General features: G+C 66.2%; 18 protein-coding genes and 1 pseudogene. 9 read left to right on the forward strand and 10 right to left on the reverse strand.

Annotated elements, in window-relative coordinates; all coding sequences use genetic code 11:
- Positions 1–37: 37 nt before the first annotated feature.
- Together BFN01_RS02255 and BFN01_RS02260 are read left to right on the forward strand one after the other, a co-directional pair.
- Complete coding sequence (locus BFN01_RS02255; RefSeq protein ID WP_177243786.1) at positions 38–847, forward strand: ABC transporter permease; 810 nt, start codon at positions 38–40, stop codon at positions 845–847.
- A 52-nt stretch (positions 848–899) separates the two neighbouring features.
- Entirely contained in the window at positions 900–2,636 is a 1,737-nt protein-coding gene (locus tag BFN01_RS02260; protein WP_071641105.1) for an ABC transporter ATP-binding protein, read from the forward strand.
- A gap of 42 nt (positions 2,637–2,678) precedes the next feature.
- Here the strand turns inward: BFN01_RS02260 and BFN01_RS02265 are convergent, their stop codons facing one another.
- Together BFN01_RS02265 and BFN01_RS02270 are read right to left on the reverse strand one after the other, a co-directional pair.
- On the reverse strand, positions 2,679–3,653 hold the full coding sequence (locus tag BFN01_RS02265; RefSeq protein ID WP_071641107.1) for an IS481 family transposase: 975 nt from the start codon (positions 3,651–3,653) through the stop codon (positions 2,679–2,681).
- A 94-nt stretch (positions 3,654–3,747) separates the two neighbouring features.
- The gene (locus BFN01_RS02270; RefSeq protein ID WP_071641109.1) at positions 3,748–6,078 is read right to left on the reverse strand and encodes a glycosyltransferase; all 2,331 of its coding nucleotides are present in this window, start codon (positions 6,076–6,078) and stop codon (positions 3,748–3,750) included.
- Between the two features lie 69 nt (positions 6,079–6,147).
- Between BFN01_RS02270 and BFN01_RS02275 the strand changes: the two genes are divergently transcribed.
- Positions 6,148–7,314, forward strand: coding sequence for a nucleotide sugar dehydrogenase (locus BFN01_RS02275; RefSeq protein WP_071641111.1), 1,167 nt, complete (start codon positions 6,148–6,150; stop codon positions 7,312–7,314).
- Between the two features lie 122 nt (positions 7,315–7,436).
- On the forward strand, positions 7,437–8,990 hold the full coding sequence (locus BFN01_RS02280) for a sugar transferase (RefSeq protein ID WP_083428588.1): 1,554 nt from the start codon (positions 7,437–7,439) through the stop codon (positions 8,988–8,990).
- An 18-nt stretch (positions 8,991–9,008) separates the two neighbouring features.
- Here the strand turns inward: BFN01_RS02280 and BFN01_RS02285 are convergent, their stop codons facing one another.
- A complete protein-coding gene (locus BFN01_RS02285) occupies positions 9,009–9,545 on the reverse strand; it encodes a VanZ family protein (RefSeq protein ID WP_083428589.1) in 537 nt (178 codons plus the stop codon).
- A 55-nt stretch (positions 9,546–9,600) separates the two neighbouring features.
- Here BFN01_RS02285 and BFN01_RS02290 point away from each other — a divergent pair, with 55 nt between their 5' ends.
- On the forward strand, positions 9,601–11,538 hold the full coding sequence (locus BFN01_RS02290; protein ID WP_071641115.1) for a DUF4012 domain-containing protein: 1,938 nt from the start codon (positions 9,601–9,603) through the stop codon (positions 11,536–11,538).
- Positions 11,539–11,545: 7 nt separating this feature from the next.
- Here the strand turns inward: BFN01_RS02290 and BFN01_RS02295 are convergent, their stop codons facing one another.
- Positions 11,546–12,640 carry a glycosyltransferase gene (locus BFN01_RS02295; protein WP_071641117.1) on the reverse strand — a complete coding sequence of 365 codons (1,095 nt, stop codon included), beginning with the start codon at positions 12,638–12,640 and terminating at the stop codon, positions 11,546–11,548.
- 222 nt (positions 12,641–12,862) lie between these two features.
- On the opposite strand from BFN01_RS02295, the pseudogene BFN01_RS02300 reads away from it, so the two are divergent.
- The 4 genes and pseudogenes from BFN01_RS02300 to BFN01_RS02315 form a co-directional block, all read left to right on the forward strand.
- Positions 12,863–13,054, forward strand: a pseudogene (locus BFN01_RS02300) (adenylyltransferase/cytidyltransferase family protein); the annotation flags it as partial.
- Positions 13,055–13,344: 290 nt separating this feature from the next.
- Positions 13,345–14,874 (forward strand): sugar transferase, encoded by a 1,530-nt coding sequence (locus BFN01_RS02305; RefSeq protein WP_071641121.1) that lies wholly within the window; start codon positions 13,345–13,347, stop codon positions 14,872–14,874.
- A gap of 17 nt (positions 14,875–14,891) precedes the next feature.
- On the forward strand, positions 14,892–15,416 hold the full coding sequence (locus BFN01_RS02310) for a UDP-N-acetylglucosamine transferase subunit ALG14 (RefSeq protein ID WP_256221002.1): 525 nt from the start codon (positions 14,892–14,894) through the stop codon (positions 15,414–15,416).
- Complete coding sequence (locus BFN01_RS02315) at positions 15,413–15,982, forward strand: glycosyltransferase (protein ID WP_071641123.1); 570 nt, start codon at positions 15,413–15,415, stop codon at positions 15,980–15,982. The genes BFN01_RS02310 and BFN01_RS02315 overlap by 4 nt, the downstream gene beginning before the upstream one ends.
- Positions 15,983–16,048: 66 nt before the next feature.
- Here BFN01_RS02315 and BFN01_RS02320 read toward each other — a convergent pair whose 3' ends face one another.
- The 6 genes from BFN01_RS02320 to BFN01_RS02345 form a co-directional block, all read right to left on the reverse strand.
- Positions 16,049–16,843 carry a hypothetical protein gene (locus BFN01_RS02320; protein ID WP_071641125.1) on the reverse strand — a complete coding sequence of 265 codons (795 nt, stop codon included), beginning with the start codon at positions 16,841–16,843 and terminating at the stop codon, positions 16,049–16,051.
- 38 nt (positions 16,844–16,881) lie between these two features.
- Positions 16,882–17,448: a hypothetical protein gene (locus tag BFN01_RS02325; protein WP_071641127.1), complete on the reverse strand. Its 567-nt coding sequence runs from the start codon at positions 17,446–17,448 to the stop codon at positions 16,882–16,884.
- A 4-nt stretch (positions 17,449–17,452) separates the two neighbouring features.
- A complete protein-coding gene (locus BFN01_RS15715; protein ID WP_177243787.1) occupies positions 17,453–21,469 on the reverse strand; it encodes a PKD domain-containing protein in 4,017 nt (1,338 codons plus the stop codon).
- Positions 21,470–21,628: 159 nt separating this feature from the next.
- Complete coding sequence (locus BFN01_RS02335) at positions 21,629–22,543, reverse strand: glycosyltransferase family 2 protein (protein ID WP_071641132.1); 915 nt, start codon at positions 22,541–22,543, stop codon at positions 21,629–21,631.
- A gap of 11 nt (positions 22,544–22,554) precedes the next feature.
- Positions 22,555–24,957, reverse strand: a complete 2,403-nt coding sequence (locus BFN01_RS02340; protein WP_071641134.1) for an O-antigen ligase — start codon at positions 24,955–24,957, stop codon at positions 22,555–22,557.
- Positions 24,954–25,754 carry a sulfotransferase gene (locus BFN01_RS02345; protein WP_071641136.1) on the reverse strand — a complete coding sequence of 267 codons (801 nt, stop codon included), beginning with the start codon at positions 25,752–25,754 and terminating at the stop codon, positions 24,954–24,956. The genes BFN01_RS02340 and BFN01_RS02345 overlap by 4 nt, the downstream gene beginning before the upstream one ends.
- Positions 25,755–25,799 lie beyond the last annotated feature (45 nt).

A 25,799-nucleotide genomic window follows, 5' to 3' on the forward strand; every position in this document is an offset into this window, starting at 1 on the left:
TGACGTGTCGTCGCCTGCACTCGATGGAATGTACCCGGTGGGGCAGCGCCCCGCTCTCGGTCCTTATCTCGTGGAGGCGTGGCGACGTCGTCGCTTCGCGATGACCCTCGCAGGCCACCGTCTCATCGGCGGCCTGCTGCAGAACCGCCTGGGTATCCTGTGGCTCGTCCTGCGCCCACTGTCGCTGGCGCTGATCTACGGAACGATGTTCAGCTTCGTGCTCTCGGATGCCGCGCGTCCGAGCGGTTACGCCCAGTACATCATCGTGGGAATCTGCATCTTCGAGTTCTTCGCGCAGTCGATATCCGGCGGGGCGAAGTCGATCACGAGCAACTCCAAGCTCGTGCAGAGCCTCGGCTTTCCGCGCATCCTCCTGCCGATCTCGATCGTCATCGAAGAGACGATGAAGATGATCCCCGTGATCGCGCTCACCTTCATCATCCTTTTTGTTTTCGGCGAGCCGCCTGCGTGGTCTTGGCTGCTGCTCTTCCCTCTGGTCGCCGTGATGGCCGTCTTCAATCTCGGATGCGCGCTCATCGCCGCCCGGATGTCGGTGTGGGCGCGCGATGTTCAGCAGCTCATCCCGATCATGAACCGGGTTCTGCTCTACGCGACGGGGATCTTCTTCGACGTCGATGGCGCCCTGGCCGACCACCCTCTGCTGCTCAACATCGTTCACGTCATCCCCACCTACGGGTTCGTCGGCGTCGCACGCGACGTTCTCATCGACTCGTACTCCGCCCCCGCTATCGCGTGGGTTCTCGCACCCGCGTGGGCGATCGTGACGATCGCGGTGGGTGTGATCTTCTTCTGGCGCGCTGAGGCGAGGTACGGCGTTGTCGAGTAATCAACCAGTCGCGAGCGCGCCGGAGGCGTCAGAACCAGTCGCTCCTCGCTCGATGATCATCGCCGATGACGCGCACGTCACGTACCGGGTGTACGCGTCAGGGAAGAAGATGGCTCCGCGTGAGCGGCTGCTCAGCACCCAGGTGCTCCGCGGCGGCCGGGGTCTGAAGACGGTCCCCGCCCTTCGAGGCGTGAGTTTCACTGCCTCTGAAGGAGAGTCGATCGGAGTCGTCGGCCACAACGGCTCGGGAAAGTCGACCCTTTTCCGGGCAATGAGCGGCCTGATCCCCACGTCGGAGGGAACGATATGGGCTCGCGACCGTCCGGTTCTGCTCGGTGTGAACGCCGCGCTGGTGCCCTCCCTCTCAGGTGAGAACAACATCAAGCTCGGCCTGCTGGCGATGGGGTTCTCCCCCGAGGAAGCAGCAGCTCAGGTCGGGGAGATCGCTGATTTCGCTGAGCTGAACGAATTCATCCACCACCCCATGAGCACGTATTCCTCGGGGATGGGTGCTCGGTTGCGTTTCGCGATCGCGTCGGCGAAAGCCCATTCCACGCTGCTGATCGACGAGGCTCTCGCTGTGGGCGATCGCCGCTTCAGGATCAAGAGCGAGAAACGCATCGCCGAGCTTCGCAAGAGCGCCGGACTCGTGATGATCGTCAGCCACTCCATCGGTTCGCTTCGCGACACGTGTGAGCGGGCGCTCTGGGTGCACAAGGGCGAGTTGCGTGCAGACGGCCCATCGTCCGACGTCATCGCCGAGTACGTGAAATGGACGAAGGACCCGAAGAGCGTCGCGGTCGGAGCAGCAGCGAAAGCTCCGACGACGACCTCCACGCCCGCTGAGGCGCCATCGACGACGCCTGCAGCCGAGAGCGAGCTTGCACCGTCCGCGCCTCCGCCGTCCGAACCGGCCTCACCGGATGGCCTCGCTCTCTTCGACGAGCTGCTGAAGACACTCGAACCCGAAACCCCCCACGAGTCTGCGGAGGAGACGAAGCGGTCGATCGCTCGGGCAGAGAGGGACGCCCGCGCCGCCACCCGCCGCGAGCGGTATCAGCGCGAAGCCGACAGGCGAGTGCGCAAGCGCGTGATCGCCGCGATCATCACCGGCGGCGCCATTCTGGCTGCCATCGGCGTGGGTGCCGCGTTCGGGCTCGCGACCAGCGGCGCCGCTGTCAAGCCGGCGAGCATGTCGTCGCCACGGCCTGAGATCAGCGCGACCGTCGAGGGTGTTCCCCAGCCGGTCATCGCTGCCTTCACCGGGGGCGAGTCACCCGTCGTGTGCGCCAGCGAGGATGCCGAGGCCGTCGCCACCTTCGCGTGGGACGTCACCGATGCGATGAACGTCCAGCTGGCCACGACCGCGGATGCCGCGGACCTCGACCCCGAATCCAAGACCATGCCGCTGACGGCGAAGACGTTCACCCTCCCCTTCTCGTGCGCTGACGAGACGACGAGCTATACGCTCACGGCCTTCGGCGCCGATGGCACACGGGTGTCGAAGTCGGTGACCGTCACACGTCAGCTCGCCCCCGCGGCATCACCCGGGAATTCGAACCAGCCGAGTGCGCCGCAGCCGGTCGCTCCCCCGCCGGCGACCAGTCCCTCGACTCCGCCGACGGCACCGACCCCGCCGCCCACGACAGCCCCGCAGCCACCGGCACCGAGCCTGCCGCCCGTTCTGCCGACCATACCGGCGCCCGAACCGACTCCGGATCCGCCTGCTCCCGAAGAGACAGCGCCGGCCGAAGGGTCGAGCGGCGAGTCCCCCGCACCGACGACCTAGTCGTCAGGCCGACGCGGGCCGGGCTGGGCGTGAGCGGTGCGCCTAGCTGTACTGACCTCGACCGTTGTTGATTCGGTCGATGGGGGTCTTGCCTCCGATGCCGAGGTGGGCTCTGTCTAGGTTGTAGTGGTTGAGCCAGGCCGTCAAGCCGGCGGCTCGGGCGTTGTTTGAGGTCCAGGGCTGGGCGTAGGCCCATTCGGTTGCGAGGGTCCGGTTCAGGCGCTCGACTTTCCCGTTTGTCCAGGGGCAGTGCGGTCGGATGAACTTCTGCCGGATGCCGTGCGCGTTGATCACACTCCGGAACGCGGTCGAGTGGCGGTAGGCGAACGCGTTGTCACTGATGACGCGTTCGACCTTCACACCCAGGCGCGCGTAGAACGCGATTGCGCGGTCGAGGACACCAGCCGCGGTGGTGCCTTTCTCATCGTTGTGGATCTCCGCGTAGGCGACCCGTGAGTGGTCATCGATGACGGTGTGGACGTAGTCGTAACCCAGCCCCCGCTTGCGGGCCGGTCGATCACCGCGGCCGTGCAGACGCCAACCGCCGCCGTCAGGGATGCGGCCGAGCTTCTTCACGTCGACGTGGATCAGCGAGCCGGGATGGTCGTGCTCGTAGCGTTGCGCGGACCGGCGGGTGGCGCGGATCACCGCCCCCGTCACCGGGTCCAACTCCCGCAGCAGCGGCGTCTGATGGCGGCGCAACACCCGTCCGACGGTCGAGGCATGCATGCTGAGCTTGTTCGCGATGAACACCGGCCCGCGGCGGGTGAGGTGACGCATGATCCGCACCCGCGTCTCACCGCACGGACCCGTGCGGTGAGGGTGGCTGCGGGCGATGCTGGAACGATCGACCAGGCCCGCCGGCCCCTGCTCCTGGAACCGTCGCCACCACCGCCAGGCGGTCGTGCGCGAGATCCCCATTTCGGCTGCGACATGCGCGACCGCACGCCCGGACTGGATGCGCTGGACAAGGATCAACCTGCCGGCCGGAGTCAGCCGGGCATTAGCGTGGGACACGAGAGGCCTCCGTGTGTTCGAGCTGAAGAACTAGACAGCTCCAACTCGACACCGGAGGCCTCTCCTACGTCAACAACGATCCGGGTCAGTACACCTAGCGCAGACCGAGCCACCCCTTCGCGCGGTGCGCCAGCGGACGAAGCCCCGGCGCGACCCTCAGTGCCGCGCGTCCCAGTGGCGCGGAACCCGTCCACACCCGCTTCGCCAGCGAGGCATCCGCGGGCGGCCGCTGTGAGCCACGAGACCGCTCGGCGAAGAACACCAGCAGCCCGAGCAGCTGCCGCGCGTCGTCCTGCGTCGGCTCAGGCGAGAACTCCGCCGGGATCCTGCCCGACACCGCAGCGTCGTACAGCCGCCTGAAGTCGTGAGCGACGGCCCGCTCGGCGGCGTCCTGAGACGCCTTCGCGGCCCGCGCGTACCGATCGGGATCGCCGACGAGGTCGATGATCCGCTCAGCCAGTCCGCGCGCGTCTCCCTGCGGGGCCGAGACGATGCCGTCATTGTCCTGCACCAGCGTGAGCCACGGCAGGTCGTACATCGCGACGGGAAGACCCCGCGCCTGTGCCTCGGCGATGGTCAGCTGATAGCCCTCGATGATGCTCGTCGACACGAACACGTGCGCCCCGTCGATCGCCTCGCGAAGGCCCTCCCCCCGCCGCGGCCCCACCGCGATCACCCGGTCACCCAGCCCACGACGACGCGAGCGCGCGTTGAACTTCGCAGCGCTCACGTCGTCCCAGTCGGGTCCGATCACCCGCAGCCGGAAGTCGGCACCCAGCGAACGCAGCTGGGCGCCCACCTCGATGAGTTCGTAGACCTGTTTCGTGTGCTGTTCGAGCCGCCCCCACCAGAGAAGCTCGATCCGGCCCGTCGACGGCTGTTTCTGTACCCGGTGCGACGCGGATTCCCGCAGCAGGGGCGACGGCGGGTTCGGCAGCCATGACACCTTCTGCACCCCGCGAAGCCGGAAGTAGGCGACGTCCAGCGGCGACAGCACCACCAGCCGGTCGAGCACCGCGCTGCATCGTTCGATCAGCGACAGCCGGTCGTTGCCGTCGTAGATCGGGCGACCGACGAAGTTGTGCATCCAGCCGATCGTCGCCGCCCCCTCGGCACCGGCCATCAGCGCGAACTCCGGCCACGAGTCCGTGTACAGGATCTGATGGTCGATCACCACGTCGACCTCGTGCGTGCGGACGATCTGCGCCCATCGCTCGAGTCGGTCGACGAGATCGCGCCCGGTCAGCTCGACGAACTCGACACCGTCGGGGACCGCCGACGGGTCGCTGCCCGCGCTGCGCGCGACCACGGTCACCCGGTATCCGGCCGCCCGCAGATAGTGCGCCTGCGAGGCGATCACCGCCGAGACCCCGCCCGTGCGCAGGGTCGACGTCACCAGCAGCACGCTGCGTACAGGTCGCCCGCTATCGCGCTGCAGGTGCGTGTGCATCTTCAGCGTGCCGAGCGTCCTCGGATAGAAGCGCGCAGCGGCGTGCACGATGTCGTGAGCGGATGCCACCGTGTGCAGGTGCTCGAGTGCCGCATCGAGGGTCGACCCGACGCTGCGGTCGATGAGCTGAGAGCACACGTAGCCGATCATCGACAGTCGCGCCGACTCGTACGTCTCTCGAATAAGCTGCGGGTCGGGATGCTGGGTCGCGATCTTCTCGACCGCGGGCGAGATGGCGGTGATCGGATCGATCGCCGACGTGTAGAAGCGGGCGCGTTCGATGCTGTCGACGTCGTGTCCGCTGCCGCCGCGGCCGAAGTGGTACCGGTAGAGCCGGTCGGCGGTGGATGCGTAAGACGACGCCAGCGCCGCGGCGAGGAACATCAGCGGCAGGTCGTTCACCCTGGGGAACACGGCGTCGTCGGGCAGCAGCTCATGCGCCTCGCGCAGGATGCTGGTGCGGAACAGCATGCGCCACAGCTGCCCCTGCGCCGGCCGGCCGACGGGGAACAGACCGCGAAGCACGTCCACGCCGTCGAGCCGCCGGTGCGTCGGCTGCAGTCTGCGCTCGTATGACCCGCCGGTGCGGCCGTCCTTCTCGATCACCGTGACGCCGAAGCCGACGAGGTCTGCACCGCTCGCGTCGGCTGCTGCCAGCGCCTTCTCTGCGGCATCCGGCGCCAGCTCGTCGTCTCCGTCGAGAAACATCACCCGCTCTGCTCGCGCAGCGAGAACGCCCGTGCGGCGAGCCTGAAACGCCGACAGATTCGTGGGGTGAGAGATGAGCCGCACACGATCGTCCTGAGCGCGATGCTGGCCGACGACCGCGGCTGACTCGTCGGTCGACGCGTCGTCGACGCAGATGATCTCGACGTTCTCGATCGTCTGTCGACGTGCGCTCAGCAGGGCTGCGCCGAGGGTGCGCTCGTCGTCGAAGACCGGGACGATGATCGAGATGAGCGGAGGCACGGCCATGACGCCCAAGTCTATCCGCGCGGGTTACCCGGGTAAGTTGCGCGGGTCTCGCCGGATATTCTGAGAACCATGAAGATCGCTATCGCCGGAACGGGCTATGTGGGCCTGTCGAACGCCGTCGTCCTCGCCCAGCACCATGACGTGGTCGCCGTCGACATCGACCCCCACAAAGTCGACCTGCTCAACCAGCGGGTCTCGCCGATCGTCGACGAGGAGCTGCAGGACTACCTGAGCACCCGCGAGCTCAACCTCACCGCGACCCTCGACGGAGCGGCCGCGTATCGCGACGCGGACTACGTCGTCGTCGCGACGCCGACCAACTATGACGAGGAGGCGAACTTCTTCGACACCTCCTCGGTCGAGTCGGTGGTCGATGTCGTGCTCGACGTCAACCCCGCGGCGGCGATCGTCATCAAGTCGACGGTGCCCGTCGGCTTCACCGCGGGCCTCGCCGCACGGCATCCGGATGCGACCATCATCTTCTCCCCCGAGTTCCTGCGCGAGGGGCGGGCCCTGTACGACAACCTGCACCCCTCCCGCATCGTCGTCGGAGACCGCGGACCCGCGGGGCAGCGATTCGCCGACCTGCTCGTCGAAGGCGCGATGGACAGCGATGTTCCCGTTCTGCTCACCGATCCCACCGAGGCCGAGGCGATCAAGCTCTTCGCGAACACCTACCTCGCGCTGCGGGTGGCGTACTTCAACGAGCTCGACACCTACGCGGCCGTGCACGGCCTCAACAGCCGGCAGATCATCGAGGGCGTCGGCCTCGACCCTCGCATCGGCTCACACTACAACAATCCCTCCTTCGGGTACGGCGGCTACTGCCTGCCGAAGGACACCAAGCAGCTGCTGGCCAACTACTCCGAGGTGCCGCAGAACCTCATCGCCGCGATCGTCGACGCCAACAGCACCCGCAAGGACTTCGTCGCCTCCGACATCCTCGCCCGCGAGCCCGAGACCGTCGGCATCTTCCGCCTGGTGATGAAATCCGGTTCGGACAACTTCCGCCAGTCGTCGATCCAGGGCATCATGAAGCGCCTCAAGGCGAAGGGCGTGAACGTGATCATCTACGAGCCGACGTTCGAGGAGGACGAGTTCTTCCGCTCGGAGGTGGTGCGTGATCTCGACGAGTTCAAGAACCGCGCCGACGTGATCATCGCCAACCGGGCGACGGATGCCCTCTACGACGTCCCCGAGAAGGTCTACACCCGCGACATCTTCGGGCGGGACTGACGGCCGTTCCCGCCGCCGCGGACCTCCTGGTGGGCCGCGCGCGCTGGGTAGTATCCTGACAAGTGCATCCGAACTGCTGAGGGGCAGCGGGTCGATCTGTACGAGAGTGGCAGAGCAGAGACGTGACGACTGAGTCGAACAAGGGGACGACCGCGTTCTTCGGACGTCCGTCGTACGCGCCCGCCAGACCTGGCGCGGCTCAGACGGCTCGCCCTCTGGACGCCGCAGCAGGCGCCGCCGTCCAACGGCGACGGGTCCCCTCCTGGGTGCGTCTCTACGCGCGACGGCTGTTCTACACCGACACCGCGATCCTCATCGCGACCCTGCTCGTCTTCGGAACCACGGTGCTGCCCGGCCTCGAGGCGAGCCTGCTCTCGGACACGGGGCCCAACGACCTCCCGTACGTCGTCCCGCTCGTCGTCATCGGCATTCTCTGGATGCTGGCGCTGGCCGCCTTCGACACCAGGGACCGCCACATCATCGGCCATGGCGTGTTCGAGTACCGCCGCGTCGTGGACTCCACCTTCTTCGTATTCGCCGCCATCGTGATCGTCGCGTTCTTCCTGCGGATCGAGGTTGCCCGCACGTTCTTCCTGTTCGCGCTGCCGGTAGGGCTGACCGGGCTGCTCGTGGGGCGATGGGCGTGCCGCCAGTGGCTGCGCAAGCGGCAGGCGACAGGACAGTATGTCTACCGCGCTGTGGTGCTCGGGGATCGCGAGAAGATCGCACACGTGGTCAAGCAGATCCGCAGCACCCACGGCACCGGCTACCTGATCGTCGGCGCGGTCACGCCGCACGGCGTCTCGGACATGATCGGCGATGTTCCCGTGCTCGCCCCGCTGCACGAGGCCAAAGAGGCGATCGACGCGATCGGCGCCGACACCCTCATCCTCACCGGGGCCGACGAGATCAATCCCACCGCGATGCGACGCCTCGGCTGGGCGATGGCGGAGCGCGACGTGAGCTGGGTGGTCGCACCTGCGCTGACCGATGTGGCCGGGCCGCGCATCCACGCGAAGCCGGTGGCCGGACTTCCGCTCGTGCACGTCGACTTCCCGCGGCTGGAAGGCTATCGGCGATTCGCGAAGCGGTCGTTCGACATCGTCGGTTCGATTCTGCTGCTGATCGTGACGTCGCCGATCATGCTCGCCGCGGCCGTCGCGATCCGCATCGAAGGCCCGGGACCGGTGCTCTACACGCAGGCACGGGTCGGGCGTCGCGGCAACACGTTCGCGATGCTCAAGTTCCGCTCGATGGTGGAGGGCGCCGACGACCAGCTCGCCAGCCTGCTCGATCTGCAGGGCGCCCCCGACCAGCCGTTCTTCAAGATCGCCAACGATCCGCGCATCACCCGGGTGGGCCGCATCATGCGCAGGCACTCGATCGACGAGCTCCCGCAGCTGCTCAACGTGCTCTCGGGCAAGATGAGCCTCGTCGGCCCTCGCCCGCAGCGACCCGCCGAGGTCGCCCTGTACGACGACGTGGTCGAACGTCGCCTGATGGTCAAGCCGGGAATGAGCGGACTGTGGCAGGTCAGCGGCCGTTCCCAGCTGTCACCGGAGGACTCCATCCGCCTCGACCTGTACTACGTCGAGAACTGGTCGTTCACACAGGATCTTCAGATCCTGTTCCGCACGGTCAAGGCCGTGGTGGCTCCCGGTCGCACCGCGCACTGACCAGAGCAGGCGCCTCGATCAACGACGCCCCCACCGCTGGTCCCACTGACTCTGCGCGAGCACCTTGCGGTCGCGCGAGTGCACGAGCACTCGGAGGATGACGGCCATGAGCACGCCGATCCATCCGCCCAGGCTGTTGGCCAGCACATCCAGCACCGACGCCGTGCGCTGAGCGAGCAGAACAGCCTGCGCGACCTCGACGGCGGCGGAGATCATCGGAGCGATGAGCAGACCGAGCCACACCCCGCGCCACGGCAGCGCGAGCCCCACCAGCAGCCCGAGCGGGATGAACATCGCGATGTTGGCGGTGAACTCGAGCTTCGAGTAGCCGAACCACTCCGGCACACCGTTGTCATGAAGCATCGTGAGCAGCCTGCGGATGTCGTCTTCGCGGCCCATGTTGATCGGCGTCGGAGACAGGGTCACCCACAGCACGATGACGAGGCAGATCAGCAGCAGCACGACGGCGACCCCGGCGCGAAGACCACCGGTCGTCGGGCGGGGAGGCGGTGCGGGACGAGCAGCGTCGAGCATCCGGGTCAACTCGTCAGTCATTGGTCTCGCACCTTGCTCAGATTTTGCGGCGTCGGCGTCATCCTACGATGGAGGGATGAACACACGTGCCGAACGTCGCGCCCAGCAGCAGCGTGAGCAGAGCGAGGAGTTCGACAACCTCACCCGCGAGATCGCGGATCCCGCTGCTGAGGACTCCGACGACGGACGCCCCCCGAAGCGCCCTCTGCTGAGCAGCTTCCGCTTCTGGATCCCGATCAGCATCCTGCTGATCCTGATCGCCGCTGTCGTGATCAGCGCTCTCGCGGGCAAGCACGTGTACGACCGGGCCATGGCCGCGAAGACCTCGCTCGAGCGGGCGGTGCCTCTCGCCGCGCAGGCTGCTGACGCCGTGGCCGCCGGCGAGAACGCCGCAGCGAAGGAGACCGTCGCCGAGATCTCCGCCCTGACCGCGGATGCGAAGAAGCAGACCGACGACGACATCTGGAAGAGCCTGGAGTGGGTGCCCGTGGCCGGCCCCAACCTCTACGCCGTCCGCACCGCAGCATCCGTCACCGACGACCTCGTGCGCGACGCCCTCTCCCCCGCCACGGATCTGTCGCTCGCGGCACTGAAGCCCGTCGACGGGGCGATCGACCTGTCCGGCATCGCCGGCATGAGCGACATCGTGTCTCAGGCATCCGCTGCCGTGACCAAGGCCGCAGCTCAGCTCGACACGATCCAGCAAGACGAACTCATCCCGCAGGTCTCAGGAGCGCTCGAGAAGCTCACCGGCTCGGTCGACGAGCTCGAGCCGATGCTGAAGCCCGCCGCCGAGATCCTCGGCGTGCTGCCCGCAGCGCTCGGCGCCGAGAACTCGCGCAACTACCTGGTGCTGATCCAGAACAACGCGGAGTCGCGGGGCACCGGCGGAAACCCTGCCGCGCTGGTGATGATCAACGTCGACCAGGGGCGCATCAGCATCGACCAGCAGGCGTCGAGCGGCGACTTCGACAACGGACGCCGGAGTCCGGTCACCGAGCTGAACCCGGAGACCGCCGCGCTGTACGGCGACAAGATCGGTCGCTACATGCAGGACTCCACCCTCTCCCCTGATTTCACGGAGACCGCCGGGATCATGCGCGCCTGGTGGGCGGAGGAGTTCGGTACGCCGATCGACGCGGTCGTGTCGTTCGACCCGGTCGCACTCGGCTACCTGCTCGAAGCCACCGGTCCCGTCGCCGTGCCGAACGAGACCGTCGAGAGCGGCGGGTACACGGGTCAGGTGCTGAAGAAGCCTCTGACCCTCACCCACAAGAACGCCGTGTCGTTCCTGCTCAGCAAGATCTACTCGGAGTACCCCGTTCCCGAGCGACAGGACGCGGTCTTCGCCACGTCCGCGAAGGCTGTCTTCAACGGCCTCACCTCGGGCAGCGCCGAACCGAAGGCGCTGCTGACCGCCCTCACCCGAGCCACCGACGAGGGCCGCCTGATGTATCAGCCCGCTACCGAATCCGAGGCGAAGCTCGTGGGCGAATCCCGTCTGTCGGGCAAGCTGCCCAGCACGAACGCGACCTCGACCATGGTCGGCGCGTACGTCAACGACATCACCGAGGGCAAGCTCGACTACTACATGCAGCTCGACCTCGCCGCGACATCGACCCAGTGCACGGCTCCCGACGCACCCGTGTTCGGCGTCACCGCGACGCTCACCAACACACTGACGCCCGATCAGGCCGCGGGTCTCGCTCGCTACGTGGCTCCGGCACGCTTCTTCGCGAAGGGTGACGTGGCGACGAACCTGGTGCTCTACGGCCCGGTCGGGGCGAAGACCGTCAGCGTCACCGTCGACGGTCAGCCGGCGAAGGCGACTCTGAAGTCGCATCTGGGGCGGCCGGCCGCGCTGGTCAGGATCGAGAACACACCCGGGCAGAAGCACACGGTGGCGGCGACGTTCGAAGGCGCGTCCGGTGAGTACGGGCCGCTCGAGATGCGCCACACCCCGATGGTGCGCAGCACCCCGGTGGAGCTCGAGGCCGCCGGCTGCGGAGGCTGAGCGCCGGTCACACGTGGGAGCGGACGAAGGCGCCGATCCGCTCCTGGAAGACGTCGGTTCGGAAGTCCGCGGCACGTGCCACGCACGCCGCGGACTCCGTCGACAGGGCGCGGTCGACCGCGGAGGCGAGCTCGCGAGGCGAGTCCCATTCGTGCACGAGCGCCCCGGTGACACCGTCGATCACCGACTCCGCTGCACCGCCGACGGCGTTCGCCAGCACCGGTGTTCCGGAAGCCATCGACTCGACCGGCACGATCCCGAAGTCCTCGATCGGCGCGAACACGAGCGCAGCGGCTCTTCGGTAGAGCGCCTTGAGCAGGGAGAACGAAGGGTGGTGCACGAAGCGCACGTGCACCCCGCTGGATTGCGCCAACGCGCGCAACCGGGCCTCGTCGGGACCCTCGCCGGCGAGCACCACCGGTCTCCCCGACGCCCGACCTGCGGCGATGGCCGCGTCGAGGCGCTTGTACGCAACCCAGCGGGACACCGCGAAGAGGAAGCCGTCCGGCAGGTCGTCGAGAACAAGGCGCTCTGTCTCCGACAGCTCCGGCTCCCGAGCGAACTGCTCCACGGCGACCGGCGGGTGGATGATCTCCGCGTCGCGCTGCCAGGCGGTGCGGATGCGCTGCGCCACGAACGCGCTGTTCGCCGCGATCGCGACCGGCTCCTGAGCCCGACGGCGATCGAGCGGCTTGAGCGCTGACGAGACGGCTCGCGCCGGCAGGGAGTCGCCTCGACCATCGAGCCCCGGCTCCCAGATGTAGCGCGCGGGCGTGTGTGCGTAGACGAGTTTCGGAGCCTCGGCCGCTTGACCGCCGAAGCGCGCGTGATGCGCGAACAGATGGCTGCTGGCGAGGATCCAGTCGGCCTGCGCCGCCGGCAGCCGGCGCCAGGCGAACGGCATGAGAGGGAGAGCCAGCGCCTTGCTGCGCCGCAGTGGAGTGCGGGCGAGCCACGTCTCACGCACACCGATGAAGCGCCCCGCACTGTCATTCCAGAGCGCGAAGCGCTCGGCGTCGGGGAACACCGCGCTGAGCGCTTCGAAGACGTTCTCCGAGCCGCCGGTACGCGCCAACCACTCGTGCACGAGGATGCCACTCATGTTCCGCTCCCCCCGTGCGCGCCGGCGTCCGTCACCCAGCCAAGCGTACCGACCACGTCGCGCGGCAGTGTCCGAGGGATGCTGCACCCCGTTTTCCTGAAAGACGCATGGGAAAGCTGCTTGCCCTACCCGCGTAACCCCTAGTAGAGTCCTAACACGGCCGATGGGGAGCCGTGTGCGGATGGGGATCCGCACTGGTGTGGGATCTGATCTGGGGAGATCATGGGGACGCGTATCGGCTATGCAGCCGGAGCCTTCGACCTTTTTCACGTAGGTCATCTGAACATCCTTCGGCATGCTCGCGAGCACTGCGACGTGCTCATCGCGGGCGTGGTGAGCGATGAGATGCTGCGCGCGGTCAAGGGCATCGAACCCGTCGTCCCGACCGCGGAGCGAGCCGAGATCGTGCGTTCCAGCTCGACGCTGCGACGCGCGCTCGACGCGCTGACGCAGAACGCCATGGCGGTGACCCTGTGAACCGTCGGGAGTCTCGCGCCCCGCCGCGCGCCGGCCGGGTCTGACTGAACGACCATCGAACGTGGATGCTGCTGGGGAGCAGCATCCGCTCCGTGCACTGGGGTACACGGATCTGCACCGGGGGACGGTGCAGAACATGCCTGCCGTCTCGACGGCAGCAACTGGGGAAAGTCTGGGGAAATGACGCACTGGGGTTTGCGTACAGCAGCGGCTCGTGGAGTCCGGGAATGACCTCCGTCGAGGAGGTCCTCGGTCTGAGCGGCAGCGGGATCGATCGTCCCGTCGTCGCGCCACGAGCCCTGCGCGCGGTGCCCGACTTCGTCGTGGCACCGCGCGCGACGACGGCTCTGGAGCAGAGGCGCCGCTGGGAACGGCGCTATCGGACGCTCCTTCACGCCACGGATGCCGGCATGATCGCCCTCGCTGTAGGGCTGACTGTAAGCATCCAGATCCAGCTGGGTGCTGGCCTGCTCGAATCCATGGTTCACGCGTCTCTGTTGAGCGCTCTGTGGCTGGCGATGCTCGGCGGCACCCATACGCGCGACGCTGCTCTGTTCCGGCCCAGTGTGGCGGAATACCGCGGCGTTGCGCGCGCCACCGGCTCGGCATTCGGCGCTCTGGCCGTAGGTGACGCGCTCATGAGCCTGCATGGAATGCAGCTGCTCCTGCTCGTCGCCCTCCCCTCAGGGCTGGGGATGCTGGTGCTGAGTCGGTGGTCGTGGCGACGTTGGCTCGTCGCGCAGCGTGCACAGGGAGTCTTCTCGTCGCGCACGCTGGTGATCGGTCACCGTGATGACGTGGAGTACGTCATCACGAACCTCGGTCGGTCGAACTCGGCCGGTCTGCGAGTGGTCGGCGTCACCCTTCTCGACGGCGACGAGCGGGAGCTGGTCGTCGGCGACGGTGCGTATCCCGTGTTCGGCGATCTCACGAACCTGGGAACCACTGCCCGGAATCTCGGCGCAGACACCGTCGTGGTCGCAAGTCGTCCGCGTGGCGACGCCGAGTTCGTCAAGCGGCTGAGCTGGCAGCTCGAGGGCACCGCTGCCGAGCTCGTGCTCTCCAGCCGGCTGGCAGACGTCGCCGGTCCGCGACTGTCGTTCGAAGCACTCGACGGCATGCCCCTCATCCGCGTGCAGATCCCCACCTACTCCGGCGGACAGCACATTCTCAAGCGCGCTCTCGACATCGCCGTCGCATCCTGCGCGCTCATCCCGATCGCGCTCGCCTACCCGGTGCTCGCGTTGATGATCAAACTCGACTCACCGGGCCCGGTCTTCTTCCATCAGGAGCGCGTAGGCCGCGACGGGCGACTCTTCAAGATGGTCAAGTTCCGTTCGATGCACACCGACGCCGAGCAGCAGCTCGCGGCCCTGCGCGAGCAGAACGAGGGCTCAGGCCTGCTGTTCAAGATGAAGGACGACCCGCGCGTCACGCGCGTCGGCCGCGTGCTGCGCAAGCTGTCGCTCGACGAGCTCCCGCAGTTCTGGAACGTCCTCATCGGCGACATGAGCGTTGTCGGACCGCGTCCGCCACTGCCCAGCGAAGTCACCGGGTACGACGGCGAGGTGTTCCGCCGGCTGTACATCAAGCCCGGGATCACCGGCCTCTGGCAGGTGTCGGGCCGCAGCGACCTCTCATGGGATGAGAGCGTGCGCCTCGACCTACGCTACGTCGAGAACTGGTCGGTGATCAGCGACCTGCAGATCATGTGGCGCACCGCCAAGGTCATGGTGCGCCCGAGCGGGGCATACTGATGTTCCGACGAGGGCCCGTGAGCGCGGAACGACCGCCCCTGCAGCAGCATCCGCAAGAGCAGCCTGCGCCCGTCGATGAGGTCCTCTCCGGGCGAGTGTTCTTCGTGGGATCATCGGGGGGCCATCTCGCCCAGATGATGCCCTTGACCCAGCTGTTCAGCCCAGAGCACCGCACCTGGGTGACGTTTCGAACAGGCGACGCTCTCGGCGCGCTCCGAGACGAGAAGGATGTCGTGTGGGCCTATCACCCCACCACGCGCAGCGTTCGGAACCTTCTGCGCAACGCCGGGCTCGCCTGGCGGCTGCTGCGTGAGCGGCGACCTGATGTGATCATCAGCACGGGTGCCGCGGTCGCCTTCCCGTACTTCGTCCTGAGCCGTCTGTTCGGTGCACGCACCGTGTACATCGAGGTCTATGACCGAGTGGACAGCCCGACCCTCACGGCGCGGCTGTGCAGTCCATTCGCCGACCTGATGCTCGTGCAATGGGATGAACAGCGCGCCCTGTACCGAGACACGATCGCGATCGGACCACTGCTGTGAACGGCGACGTGCGGCACGAACGCCAGCGAATCCTGATCCTGCTGGGCACGGACGTGCATCCGTTCGCACGCCTGTGCGACTGGGCTGACCAGCGCGCGACCGCTCACCCGGAAGAGGACGTCCTGGTGCAGCACGGGGCGACTGCTGCGCCGAGGACCGCACGGGGGGTGGAGATGCTCGCACCCGATGAGCTGCACAGGACCCTGATCAGCATGGATGCCGTCGTGACTCACGGCGGGCCCGGGACCATAGCGGCCGCGAGAGCGGCGGGACTCGCGCCGCTTATAATTCCCCGCGACCCTGCACATGGGGAGCACGTGGACGATCACCAGTTGCGGTTCGCCCGGTGGGCGTCCGAGCGCGGGCTGGGCGAAGTCGTGCTGCACGTCGACCTTCTCGACCAAGCGCTCGATGCTGCTGCGCCGCATACCCGGTCCACCGACGAGAACCCGCAGGAGCAGGTCGCAGCATCGACGCGCCGAGTTCTCGAGGAGCTGCGCGTGCTCCGTTCGCGTGGTGCGTCGCGACGGCGTCTACCGTCCCTTAAGCCGCCCACCTGGGCCTGACTGAACGCCTGGGCCGCGCAGTTCGGCCGGCCCTGAGGCGAACGTCGCTCTGGCATGACGTGTGGCTTACGCTGTTCGCCCTCCGCCGAGAAGCGGCGTGGGCCGCGTCTGCCCGTCTGCGGTGCGTGCCCGAGCCTGACTTACCCGGCTCAGATACATCAGTGCCACCACCAGGAGCACACCGACGAACGACTCATGAATCCTGCCCAGATACAGCAACGTCACGGCACCGGACCCGGAACCGGATCGGGCGTCCGTCCCGATGGCTGACACGACAATCGGCTCCAAGATCATGAAGCCGTACCAAGCCCAGCGCACACCTGCAGAAGACGTCGCGGTGTCGTCGATCAGCCGGCGGTCGAAGACGTCAAACGTGAGCACCGCAAGCACGATGAAGCCGAACGTCTCGGCTTGGTCGATCACCCAGGAGCTCGGCGCCCAGACGATCGCCCACACCGTCAGCGCCACCAGAAGAAGTGACGACGACCACGGCACCCAGCGCGGCAGCGGGCGACGCAGCGCAACGTACGGAAGCACGATCGCCAAGCCGAGCGCCGCTTCGTTCAGAGTGCGGATGCGGGAGGGCAGATCGCTGAGCAAGAGCGCTATACCGATGATCGCCCAGAGCCCGCCATGTGCCGCCGAGAGCGCGAACCTCCTGCGCTCAGGGACCCGGGGCAGCGCGACCTGGAGCCACAGCCCCAGCACGAGTGCGAAGAGATATCCCTCGCTGTTGTATGCGATTCGCGTCGATGCGACAGAAGGGAACATCGTCGAGAGCGCCCCACTGACGATGACAATCAACAGCACGGCCACCACGCCGTAGATCGCCCAGGTTGCGATACCCAGCCTGCCGGTCATCTCACTTCCACCTTTCCGCGGCGGGTTAGTGTCCCACCTCACTGCACGCAGTCCGCTGCGGCTTCCTTCGGCAACTCCGCGACCAGCTTCTCGGCCGACGCCATCGCCTTGTCGGCGGCCGCATCGTCTCCGTTTTCTCGACTCAGCAATGCTTCATCCCACTTCTGCGCGATAGCTATACCTGCGTCGATGTCGTCCGCGGCATCCGGGAACTGCGTGCGGAGCGTGTCCCAGTAATCGAGGAGATCTGTAAGCCCCACCACGCTCCTCCGCAGCTTGTCGTCGACGATCGGGGTGCCCGAGTTCACCGTGCGGAGCCCGTCGAAATACACCTGGTTGAGGTTGCAGAGCGTATGCACCACGGATTCCGCCGGGGGCGGCTCTTCTTCGTACTCGTAGGCCTGCGGCTCATTGCCTGCGTCCTTGGAGTAGTCCGTCGTATCGGGGGGCACATCGTCAGGGTCAGGCACGCTCGCTGTCGATGCCGCCGGTGAAGGCGTGCCGTTTCCGGCGCCCGCTCCGAAGTCCGCAGTGCACCCCGTCAGGCCGAGCATGACCGACAGCACCGCAGCGATCCATATCCGGGAATCCACCTGTCGCTTCATGTCGTCATCCGGCTGTGGGTGCGAGTAGGAGGGTCATGGTGACGTCGCGTGCGCTGGTGGCATCGGTCGTGGCCACCAACGGACCATAGGTGCCGCCATCCACGGTCTCAGCGGTCAACAAACTGCTCACCCGCCCACCACCGGTCCCAGCCTGGGTCGAAACCACCTCTATGCCAGCGGGGGCCGTCCATCCCGTCGTACTCGACGAACGATCCGCCCAGAACGACAACGCGACTCTCTTCTCCCCTTGCACAGTCACAGCCGGAGTGCGGTGCGAGGAGACATTGGCCGCCGTCGCCGACTCCAGAACCTCAACGCCGCCCTCACCGACACCGCGATAGGCCACCATCGTCAAGTCCGTACGGAACGTCGAACTCGGCCACGTCATCGTCACCGACTGACCCACCTCCGAACCATCAGCCACCTTCGTGAACGTCGACACCGCCAGCGGCCCCGACACCACCCGCTTCTTCAGAGTCCACTCCCCTGCACCCGCAGGACCAGTGCCCTCCGTCGCATCGTTGACAGTCACGAACAACACCAGAAGATCCCCGGCCTGCACACCATCCGGCACAGACACCGCAGCCGACGCCGTCTGCTGACGCATCACCGCCGACTTGCCCACAAACTGCGCCGCCGTCGTCACCGGCCCCGATGACACGACCACTTCGAGCTCGTGCGTCGTCGATCCCGTCGCGCCAGATTCGTCGGTCACGGTCAGTGTCACCGTGTACGTTCCGGCAGCAGCGAATGTGTGCGAAGCCGTCACCCCCGACGCCGCAGCCGAACCGTCACCGAAGTCCCATGAATACGCGGTCACCGCGTCTCCGCTGTCGGGATCTGAGGAATCAGCACCCGAGAACTCACATGACAGCGCATCGCAGCTGGGTTCGCCGATGACGGCGACCGGAGGCTGATTCGCCAACGCCGCGACCTCGACGCTGGCGGTGGCTGTGGCGCCGAACTCGTCGGTGACCGTGAGCCTCACCGAATACGTACCGGCTTCACCGAAGGTGTGTGTCGGGGAGGCCTCTGTGCTGGGCGTCGTGCCGTCGCCGAAGTCCCATTCGTAGGACGCGACCGAGTCGTCCGCGTCCGATGAACCCGATCCGTCGAACTGGCAGCTCAGCCGATCGCACACGACGGGATCGGTGATGACCGCCACAGGCGCTTCGTTCTCGACGATCACAAGCTCGGTTGATTCCGTCGTCTTCGCGCCACGGTTATCCGTGACCGTGAGCTTGACCGTGTAGCTTCCCGATTCGGCGTATGTGTACGAGGCAGACGTTCCCGTCTGGGTCTCTCCATCGCCGAAGTCCCAGAGGTACGAGACGATCGAGCCGTCCTCGTCGCTGGAGCCGGCGGCCGAGAACGCGCACTCCAGGCGCTCGCAATCTGCGTCGAGCACAGCGACCGGCGGCTTGTTCGCCGTGGGCTGCGGCCCGTCTGCGAGAAACAGCGCGCGTCCCCTCCAGTCCACACCGTCGATCGCGGGACCACTGACCGCCGCCGCCGCGCCGCTGGCTGCGCCGGCGACCCATGGGACCACCGACAGGTTTCCGTCGGCGGTGGTGACGAAGTAGAGGTGCTGCGCGTCTTCGTCGAAGAAGATTCCTCCCAGACCGCCGACAGCGAGTGCCCCGACATCGCGAACTTCCTGTGTGATCACGCCACTGTCGGGAGCAAAACCGCGGGACCACAGCTTGTTCGATCCAGTTTTCGTGTAATACAGACGCCCCGAGTCGTAGGCGAGGCCCGCGAGACTGGGGATGTCGTTGTAGAACGACGGCTTGGTGCCTCTGAAGGTCTGTCCTGAACCGGTGTTAATATCGCTCCAGTACGGATCGTTGTAGGGGTCGACGGCTGTCGCTGGCCCGTAGGTCTCCCCATCGAAGGTGCGACGCATGAGCTCCCTATCGGAGGTTCCGTAGTAGAGCACTCCGTCGATCGTCACGGCGCCTCTGACGCTCGACCAGTCGATGTCCCCGGCCGGAGCGGCCGCAACAGGCTCGTCGACAGCTTCGCCTGTGAACCAGACCCTCGAAAGACCACTGCTCTCCGGCGTCGGCTCGCCTGCAGGAATGCTGGTGAGGATCTCAATGCCGTTCACCAACGGGTTCTCGATCTTGTGCAACCACGTGAGGTCGATGGCTCCGTCTGACGTGACGGTGAACGACTTCATCGTGCCAGCCTGGTCGCCGACATCCGCGACGATGTCATAGTTCTCGAGTGCTTTTGAGCCCTCGATGTCAACATCGAACACACGCTGTCCGACCGCGCTCGTGCAGCTGCAGCGGTTCGACAGGTAGAGCCGAACCACGACTTCCTGCCCGCTCGGCACCGGGAAGGACCACGCCATCTCGTTTGCGTCGCTCGGATCCCAGCGCTCACTGTCGAACACCTGAGAAGGCGTCGACCCAGGAACGGCGCTGTCCACCGAGGCGACCGGATCCCACCCCGCGGCGTTGCTTCCCTGGTTGCGGAACGCGCTGCTCGCGCCGTCATCAGCAGCCCAATCCGGACCGCCATCGATGGCGGGAAGAGTCGGGCCACCCGCGTTGATCCGGTAGAGCACGCTGCCGGCATCGGCCGAAGGAGCATTCGGAACCTTGTACACGTTGCTCGGCAGCGCTCCGGTATCGCCGGCTCCTACCGGTGTCCCGGTGGAGACGGGGAAGAACGCGATGCGCGGCCGACGATACTTCCAGTGCCCGATCTGCTCGGTGTCGCTACCCACCCACAGGCCGGTCGCGCTCACGAAGACGCTCTCTGCGCCCACTCCCCGCGGGCTTCGTCCAGGGTTCCAGTCCAGCGGAACGCCGTTGTCCACCCGGACTGCGCCGATTCCCGGCCGCGGCACCGCGCCCGGAGCGGGATAATCCCGCCCACCCGCGTTGTTCATCCACCGCTGGTGACCGCCCGTGTACACGGCCGCTCCGCTGGAGGCGACGCTCAGCAGCGTGTCACCACCTGTGTCATCGAGCCAATCGGGCTGAACCGTCTGACCCGAGTTGGCGACGTTCCACCGTGTCACCGTGTCGCAGAGCGTACCGGGGTTCGGTCCACCCGTGGCAGCAACCATGAAGTAGCTGCCGTCTGGAGACGAAGCGACGCTCCGCACATATGTGTCGAACGCGTTCGAGAAACAAGCCGGTGCGAAGCGGTCTGTCCTCCAATCCGCTCGCACCGCTGCTGTGGCACCCGTCAGATCGATGAGAACCATCTGACGTCGGTCCAGACCGTCAGCCTTGCGAAAGTTGCCGATGACGGCCATCTGGTCGCCCTGCGGCGCCACGGCGAGAGCTTTGGCGCCGACGGGCGCCTGTGCCTGGCCGGGCTGTCCGGTGTAGTTCTGATTCTCAGTGAGAGCGACGGAGAGGAAGCTCTCGCGAGCGCCCGTGAGGGCATTCAGCGAGACCAAGCCGTTGAACGGCTGACCGCCGACGACGGTGAAGACCCCGCCTACGTAGAGCCTGGAGCCTACGCGTTGCAGGTCGTTCACCGCCCCGTTGATGGCCGGCGCGTTGAAGCTGCCGACGATCGCACCCGTTGTGAGGTTCATGAGCACGATCTTCTTCGTCACACCGTTGACGCCTTGGAAGGATCCTGCGAGATACACGGTGTCGTCGGTCGGCCCGGGCTCCACCGCGCGGACTTGTCCGTTGCTCACGTTCGGAGCGAATGCAGTGTTGATGGCACCGTTCACCGCGCTGAAAGCGACCACGTTGGTGCGGTTCAGCACGGGTGAGCCGCTGCTGGGAGCCACCTGCGTGAACTGCCCGGCGACCACGACGCTGTTTCCCACCTGCGTGGTGTCGAGGACGCGACCGTCGAGGATCTGTGGAGTCCAGCTCACCGGCACGGCGCTCACCACACGATCGTGTGAGGCGGGTGCCGTCACGATCGCTGGACGATCGGTCACCGCGACCACCGACGAAGGCTCCATCGCCTGCGCTTGATGCCATCCCGGCAGCGCTACGAGTTCCGCGACTATGAACGCCGCCGTCACGATGATCGCCATGATGCCGCGACGCCTCATCGGCCTCGCGGACACAACGGACTCCCCATATTCCATTGCAAGCTCCCCAGCTTCGTTGCTTCCTCTTACCCCAGTCGTAGAGGAGAACGCGTTAAGTGTGCCCGAGCGGATGCCTCGTTAGCAATACCCTGCGCCCTCCCCTCAGATTCCGCGTCCCCAGCGATGGAGCACATTCAACACAAGATCACCTGAGCGCGGCACGATCGCCACAGGAATGGCAACCCACGCACGCCATTGGCCGGGGTTGGTGCGCAGGGCACGACGAGCCCAGCTCCAGGCCTTATCGCGCTTTCCCTCGCTCGCGTAACCGAACGCGATCTGCCCCTGAAGCCTCGACGCGCCGACGCGATGCGCCGCGACGTCCGGGTGATTCTCGAGCATCCATATCGAGCTCGCGATCTTCGTGTCCCACCGGCGCGAGAAGTACGAGGTCTTGCCCCACAGAACTCGCACCAGCGGTTGGTCGGTGTGAACGATGGGATGCAGCGCAGAGCTTCGCAGCAGGATGTCCCAGTCTTCGTTTTGACTGCCCGGGATCTCCTCGTCGATCAAGCCGAGCTCGCCCATCAGCGCGGCCCGCCGGAACAAGAAGTTGGAGGAGTGAAGCATCGACATGCGCGACCCGAGCAGCATCTCGTGGGTGACCGTCTCCGTGCCGGCGAGCCGCACTGTCGACCGATCTCCGTAGTCCACTTGAATCGCAGTAGTGGCCATCGGCGCGTCGGGAAATCGGGCCAGTGCTTTCACCTGCGCAGCGAGCTTGTCCGGCATCCATACGTCATCGTCATCGCAAAAGGCAACAAGCTCCCCGCCGCTGGCGAGGATTCCCGTATTGCGCGCACCGGCGAGACCGGGAGTGCGCTCGTTGCGAAGAATCTCGACGGGGCGTTCCCCGTCTCTGCGAAGAGTCTCGTCTGGCTCAGCCCGATCGAACACGACAATCGTGTTGATGCTGCCCTCATACTGCTGGGCTCTCACCGCGTCGATCGCACGCCGAAGCTCGACGGGTCTCTGGTGAGCCGGAATCACCACGCTGACCGAGGGGTACTTATTCATGGCTCTCTCCTCTATGACGCCTTGCTCCGCGATCGAGTGTCTGCGTTCGGCTCTCTGCTGCGACTGTCGGTGCACATGATCAGCCCGACCGGGTACACACCACTGGCGAGGTGGCGTTCATAAGCGCGACGCAGCGTTCCCGTGCGGGACCGACGATCGATGACCAGCAGAACGCGCGCTCCTCTGTGGTCGCCCGCACGCAGATGAGCGTTAAGTGCGCCCGCCATACGGCGAGCGCGAGGGCTGAGTGGATCAGCGAGGACCCCGGCCACCGGAAGGTACGCGCGCACCGCTTCCAACGTGCGTGGAACGTCAGCAGCAGAGACACTGGCGACGACGGGAATATCGATACCCAACCGGGATACCGGCCTCAGGCCGATCCGACCGAGGTATCGATCGTAGACAAGTACCAGCGCCAGGCCAGCCAACGCCCCAAGCCCCAGGCCCGTTGTCACCCTGATGGTCAGCTCGGAGTTCGTGCGCCGCGGTGTCGCTGCGCTGATGACCTGACCGGCAGGAAGATCGTTGGTGCCGAGCAGCACGTCTGCCACTTCTACTCGCTCGCGTCTGATCTTCGTCACGGTGCCCCACAGCGATTCACCTCTCGCTGTCTCGGTCAACTTGCTGATGTCTTGATAGACGTCATCGAGGGCCTCTTCGCGTGCACTGTACCTGGCCACGACCGACTCATTGGATTGCGCGATCAGTTCCGTCCGCAGTCTCAGGTACTCCTCCGCAGCGGTTTCGACCCCCAGGATGGCATCTCGTTCGTCTGCGCCGGCGTAGCGCAGAATCAGGACTCGAGAATTGCTCTCGGCACCAATGCTCAACGCGCTTCGAACGTGCTGCTCAGGAAGATCGAGCTCGTCGGCGACCGCTCGCACCACTGGCACGGATGTGGCGATCCGCGCCTCACCATCGAGAGAAAGCGTGCGGACACCGGGCACACCGACAAGATCAGCAGCAGGCACGAAGATGCGCTGCGTGGCCTCGATCGGAGCGCCTTTGACAACATGCACCCCCAGGCCCGCTGCGCCGCCAGCAATGGCGATCACGAGCACTGTCAGGGCGTGCTGCCGGAACGGACGTAGAACCTGGCTGACGGCGGGAAGCTCCGCTGGATGCTCTCGTGCCAGTAGGCCGATGCCGATGAACCCGACGTAGAGGCCGACCCCTACGGCGTTGTACACCGGCATCGTGATGAGGAGGGCGATGAGCGCGCACAAGGCTGCGGTCCCCTCGGCGCTCGTCGCCCTGAGGTTCTGGACGATCTGCCGAAGCATAAAGCCCAGATACAGGGCGAGCCCGATCAGACCAGCGCCGAAGATCACAAGCCACAGCTGTCCCTGCGTGCCCAGGGGCGGAGGTTCGCATTTCGGACATGCGTCGGTGGCGCCGCCCGCGATCGATTTGAAATTACCTGCGACGTCTCGGGTGGAGCCGAAGCCCACCAGCGGCGACCCTTCGAGCGTGCTGTTCACCGAGAGCAAGCCCAGATTGGTGCGTCCCTCGTTGCTGTGGGGGTTGTCGAAGCGCGCAAGGACCAGGTCGCCGAGAGATGAGAACATCAGGACGGCGGCGACCCCGGCCAGCAGCATTCCGGACGAGAAGAGCAGCTTGAAGTGCCCCTTGCTCGCGGCTCGGATGACGAGGAACGCCCCCATCGCGGCGACCGCCGCCCACATGCCCCGGTTGAGCGAGGACACGATCGTAAACAGTCCCAACCCCAGGATGACGAGCATGGCCGTCTTCCTCAGGGTGCTGCCCCGAGACCATGACGCGACGAAGAACGGCAAGCTGACCGCAGTCGTCAGGCCCCACTCGTTGGTATATGCGAACGGAGCACTCGGACGCGCCTCGTCGTAGCCCAGGAAATTCTGAATCTGCGCGGTCTGGATATGCACGAGATCGTGGACGAACGGCTGGCTGGCCACGGAGGACGGGAGCACCATCTGCAGTGCGGACGGAAGGCTCAGCTCGGGCACGAGCACACCGAGCATCCCTCCGCCGACCATCATCACGAACAGCCAGGCGATGCTTCGCGCCAAACGCTCGGACGTCACCAGCCGCCGAGTGTTGGCCACGTACAGCGCCACGATCGTGATGATCAGGTACCAGCAGAACCGGTAGCCGAAGGTGAGATAACGGCTCATCTGCGTTCCCGGGACAGCCCCGGGCGCGTCCACCTGAATCACCAGGACCCCGATGGCGAGCCAGCAGAGCCAGACCATCCACATCCCGAAGCCGCGTGGCATGTGCACCAGCCGTTGCTTCATCAAGTGCACCGCCATCGGTATCGCCATGACGAAGAACATGATCTGCCACACACCCAGAACCCACCAGATGGGCAACCCGACGAAGAGCAGCGCGATCGGCCAGCCGGCGTCCTGAGATCGCAGGAAGCGGTGGATCATCTTGTGCGGTTCGTCAACGCAGGCGGCTTGTCCGGATGCTCGATGTCATACCCGAATGCCGCTGCACGCTCGCCGAATCTTGCGATGATCCGCCTATAGGCCAATCGGTCGAGAGGTGAGCCATCCGCCATGTCTCGCCAGCGATCGAGGTACGAATCTGATCGCGTGGATTGAACCCTGTCCGCGGCCAGCGGGGTGTCGACTCCGATGAACTCCGCGATCGTCCGGAGAGTCTGGTCGGGCTGGTCGATCAGATGCTCGTAGTGGACCAGATGCAGACGGTCGAGGTGCTCGCTGTCCGCTCGCAGGATGTCGTGTGCGATGAACCAGTGCTCGACAAGTCGCTCGAGGCTCTGCCGCTTCGCCCACTTCTTCGTCGAAAGGGCGACCACGACAGGATGACGCTGAATCATGATCAGACTGCAGCCGGGGAACACCGCCTGCAGGTATCTGCCCATGATCAGGTTCGGTGGCGACTTCTCGACCAGCAGAGGTCGCGAAAGATCCCAATGTGGAGTCCACGCTTCTAAAAGGCTCTCCCGAGCCAGCGCCGGATCGCCGAGATCTTCCGTCAGATGCGCTCGCCTGCGCCGAGCGAACCGCCCGGCGCCACCGTGCGCCGCAGCCGGCAGGTAACTCTGCTGAAGGTGTTGCCCCTCGTCTTCCTTCGCCCCCGTGCCCTCGAACCCCGAGATGGCGGGGTGATCGGCGAGAATCCGGCCGAGAGCGGTGGTTCCGCTGCGATGCAGCCCACCGATGAAGACAAGTCGCGTCGGATCGATCGTAGCCAGCCCCATACTGGACCACTCATCCCTTCAAAAAAGGCGGAAATCATCCCCTTT

Source organism: Microbacterium sp. AR7-10 (assembly GCF_001878835.1).
Taxonomy (GTDB): domain Bacteria; phylum Actinomycetota; class Actinomycetes; order Actinomycetales; family Microbacteriaceae; genus Microbacterium; species Microbacterium commune.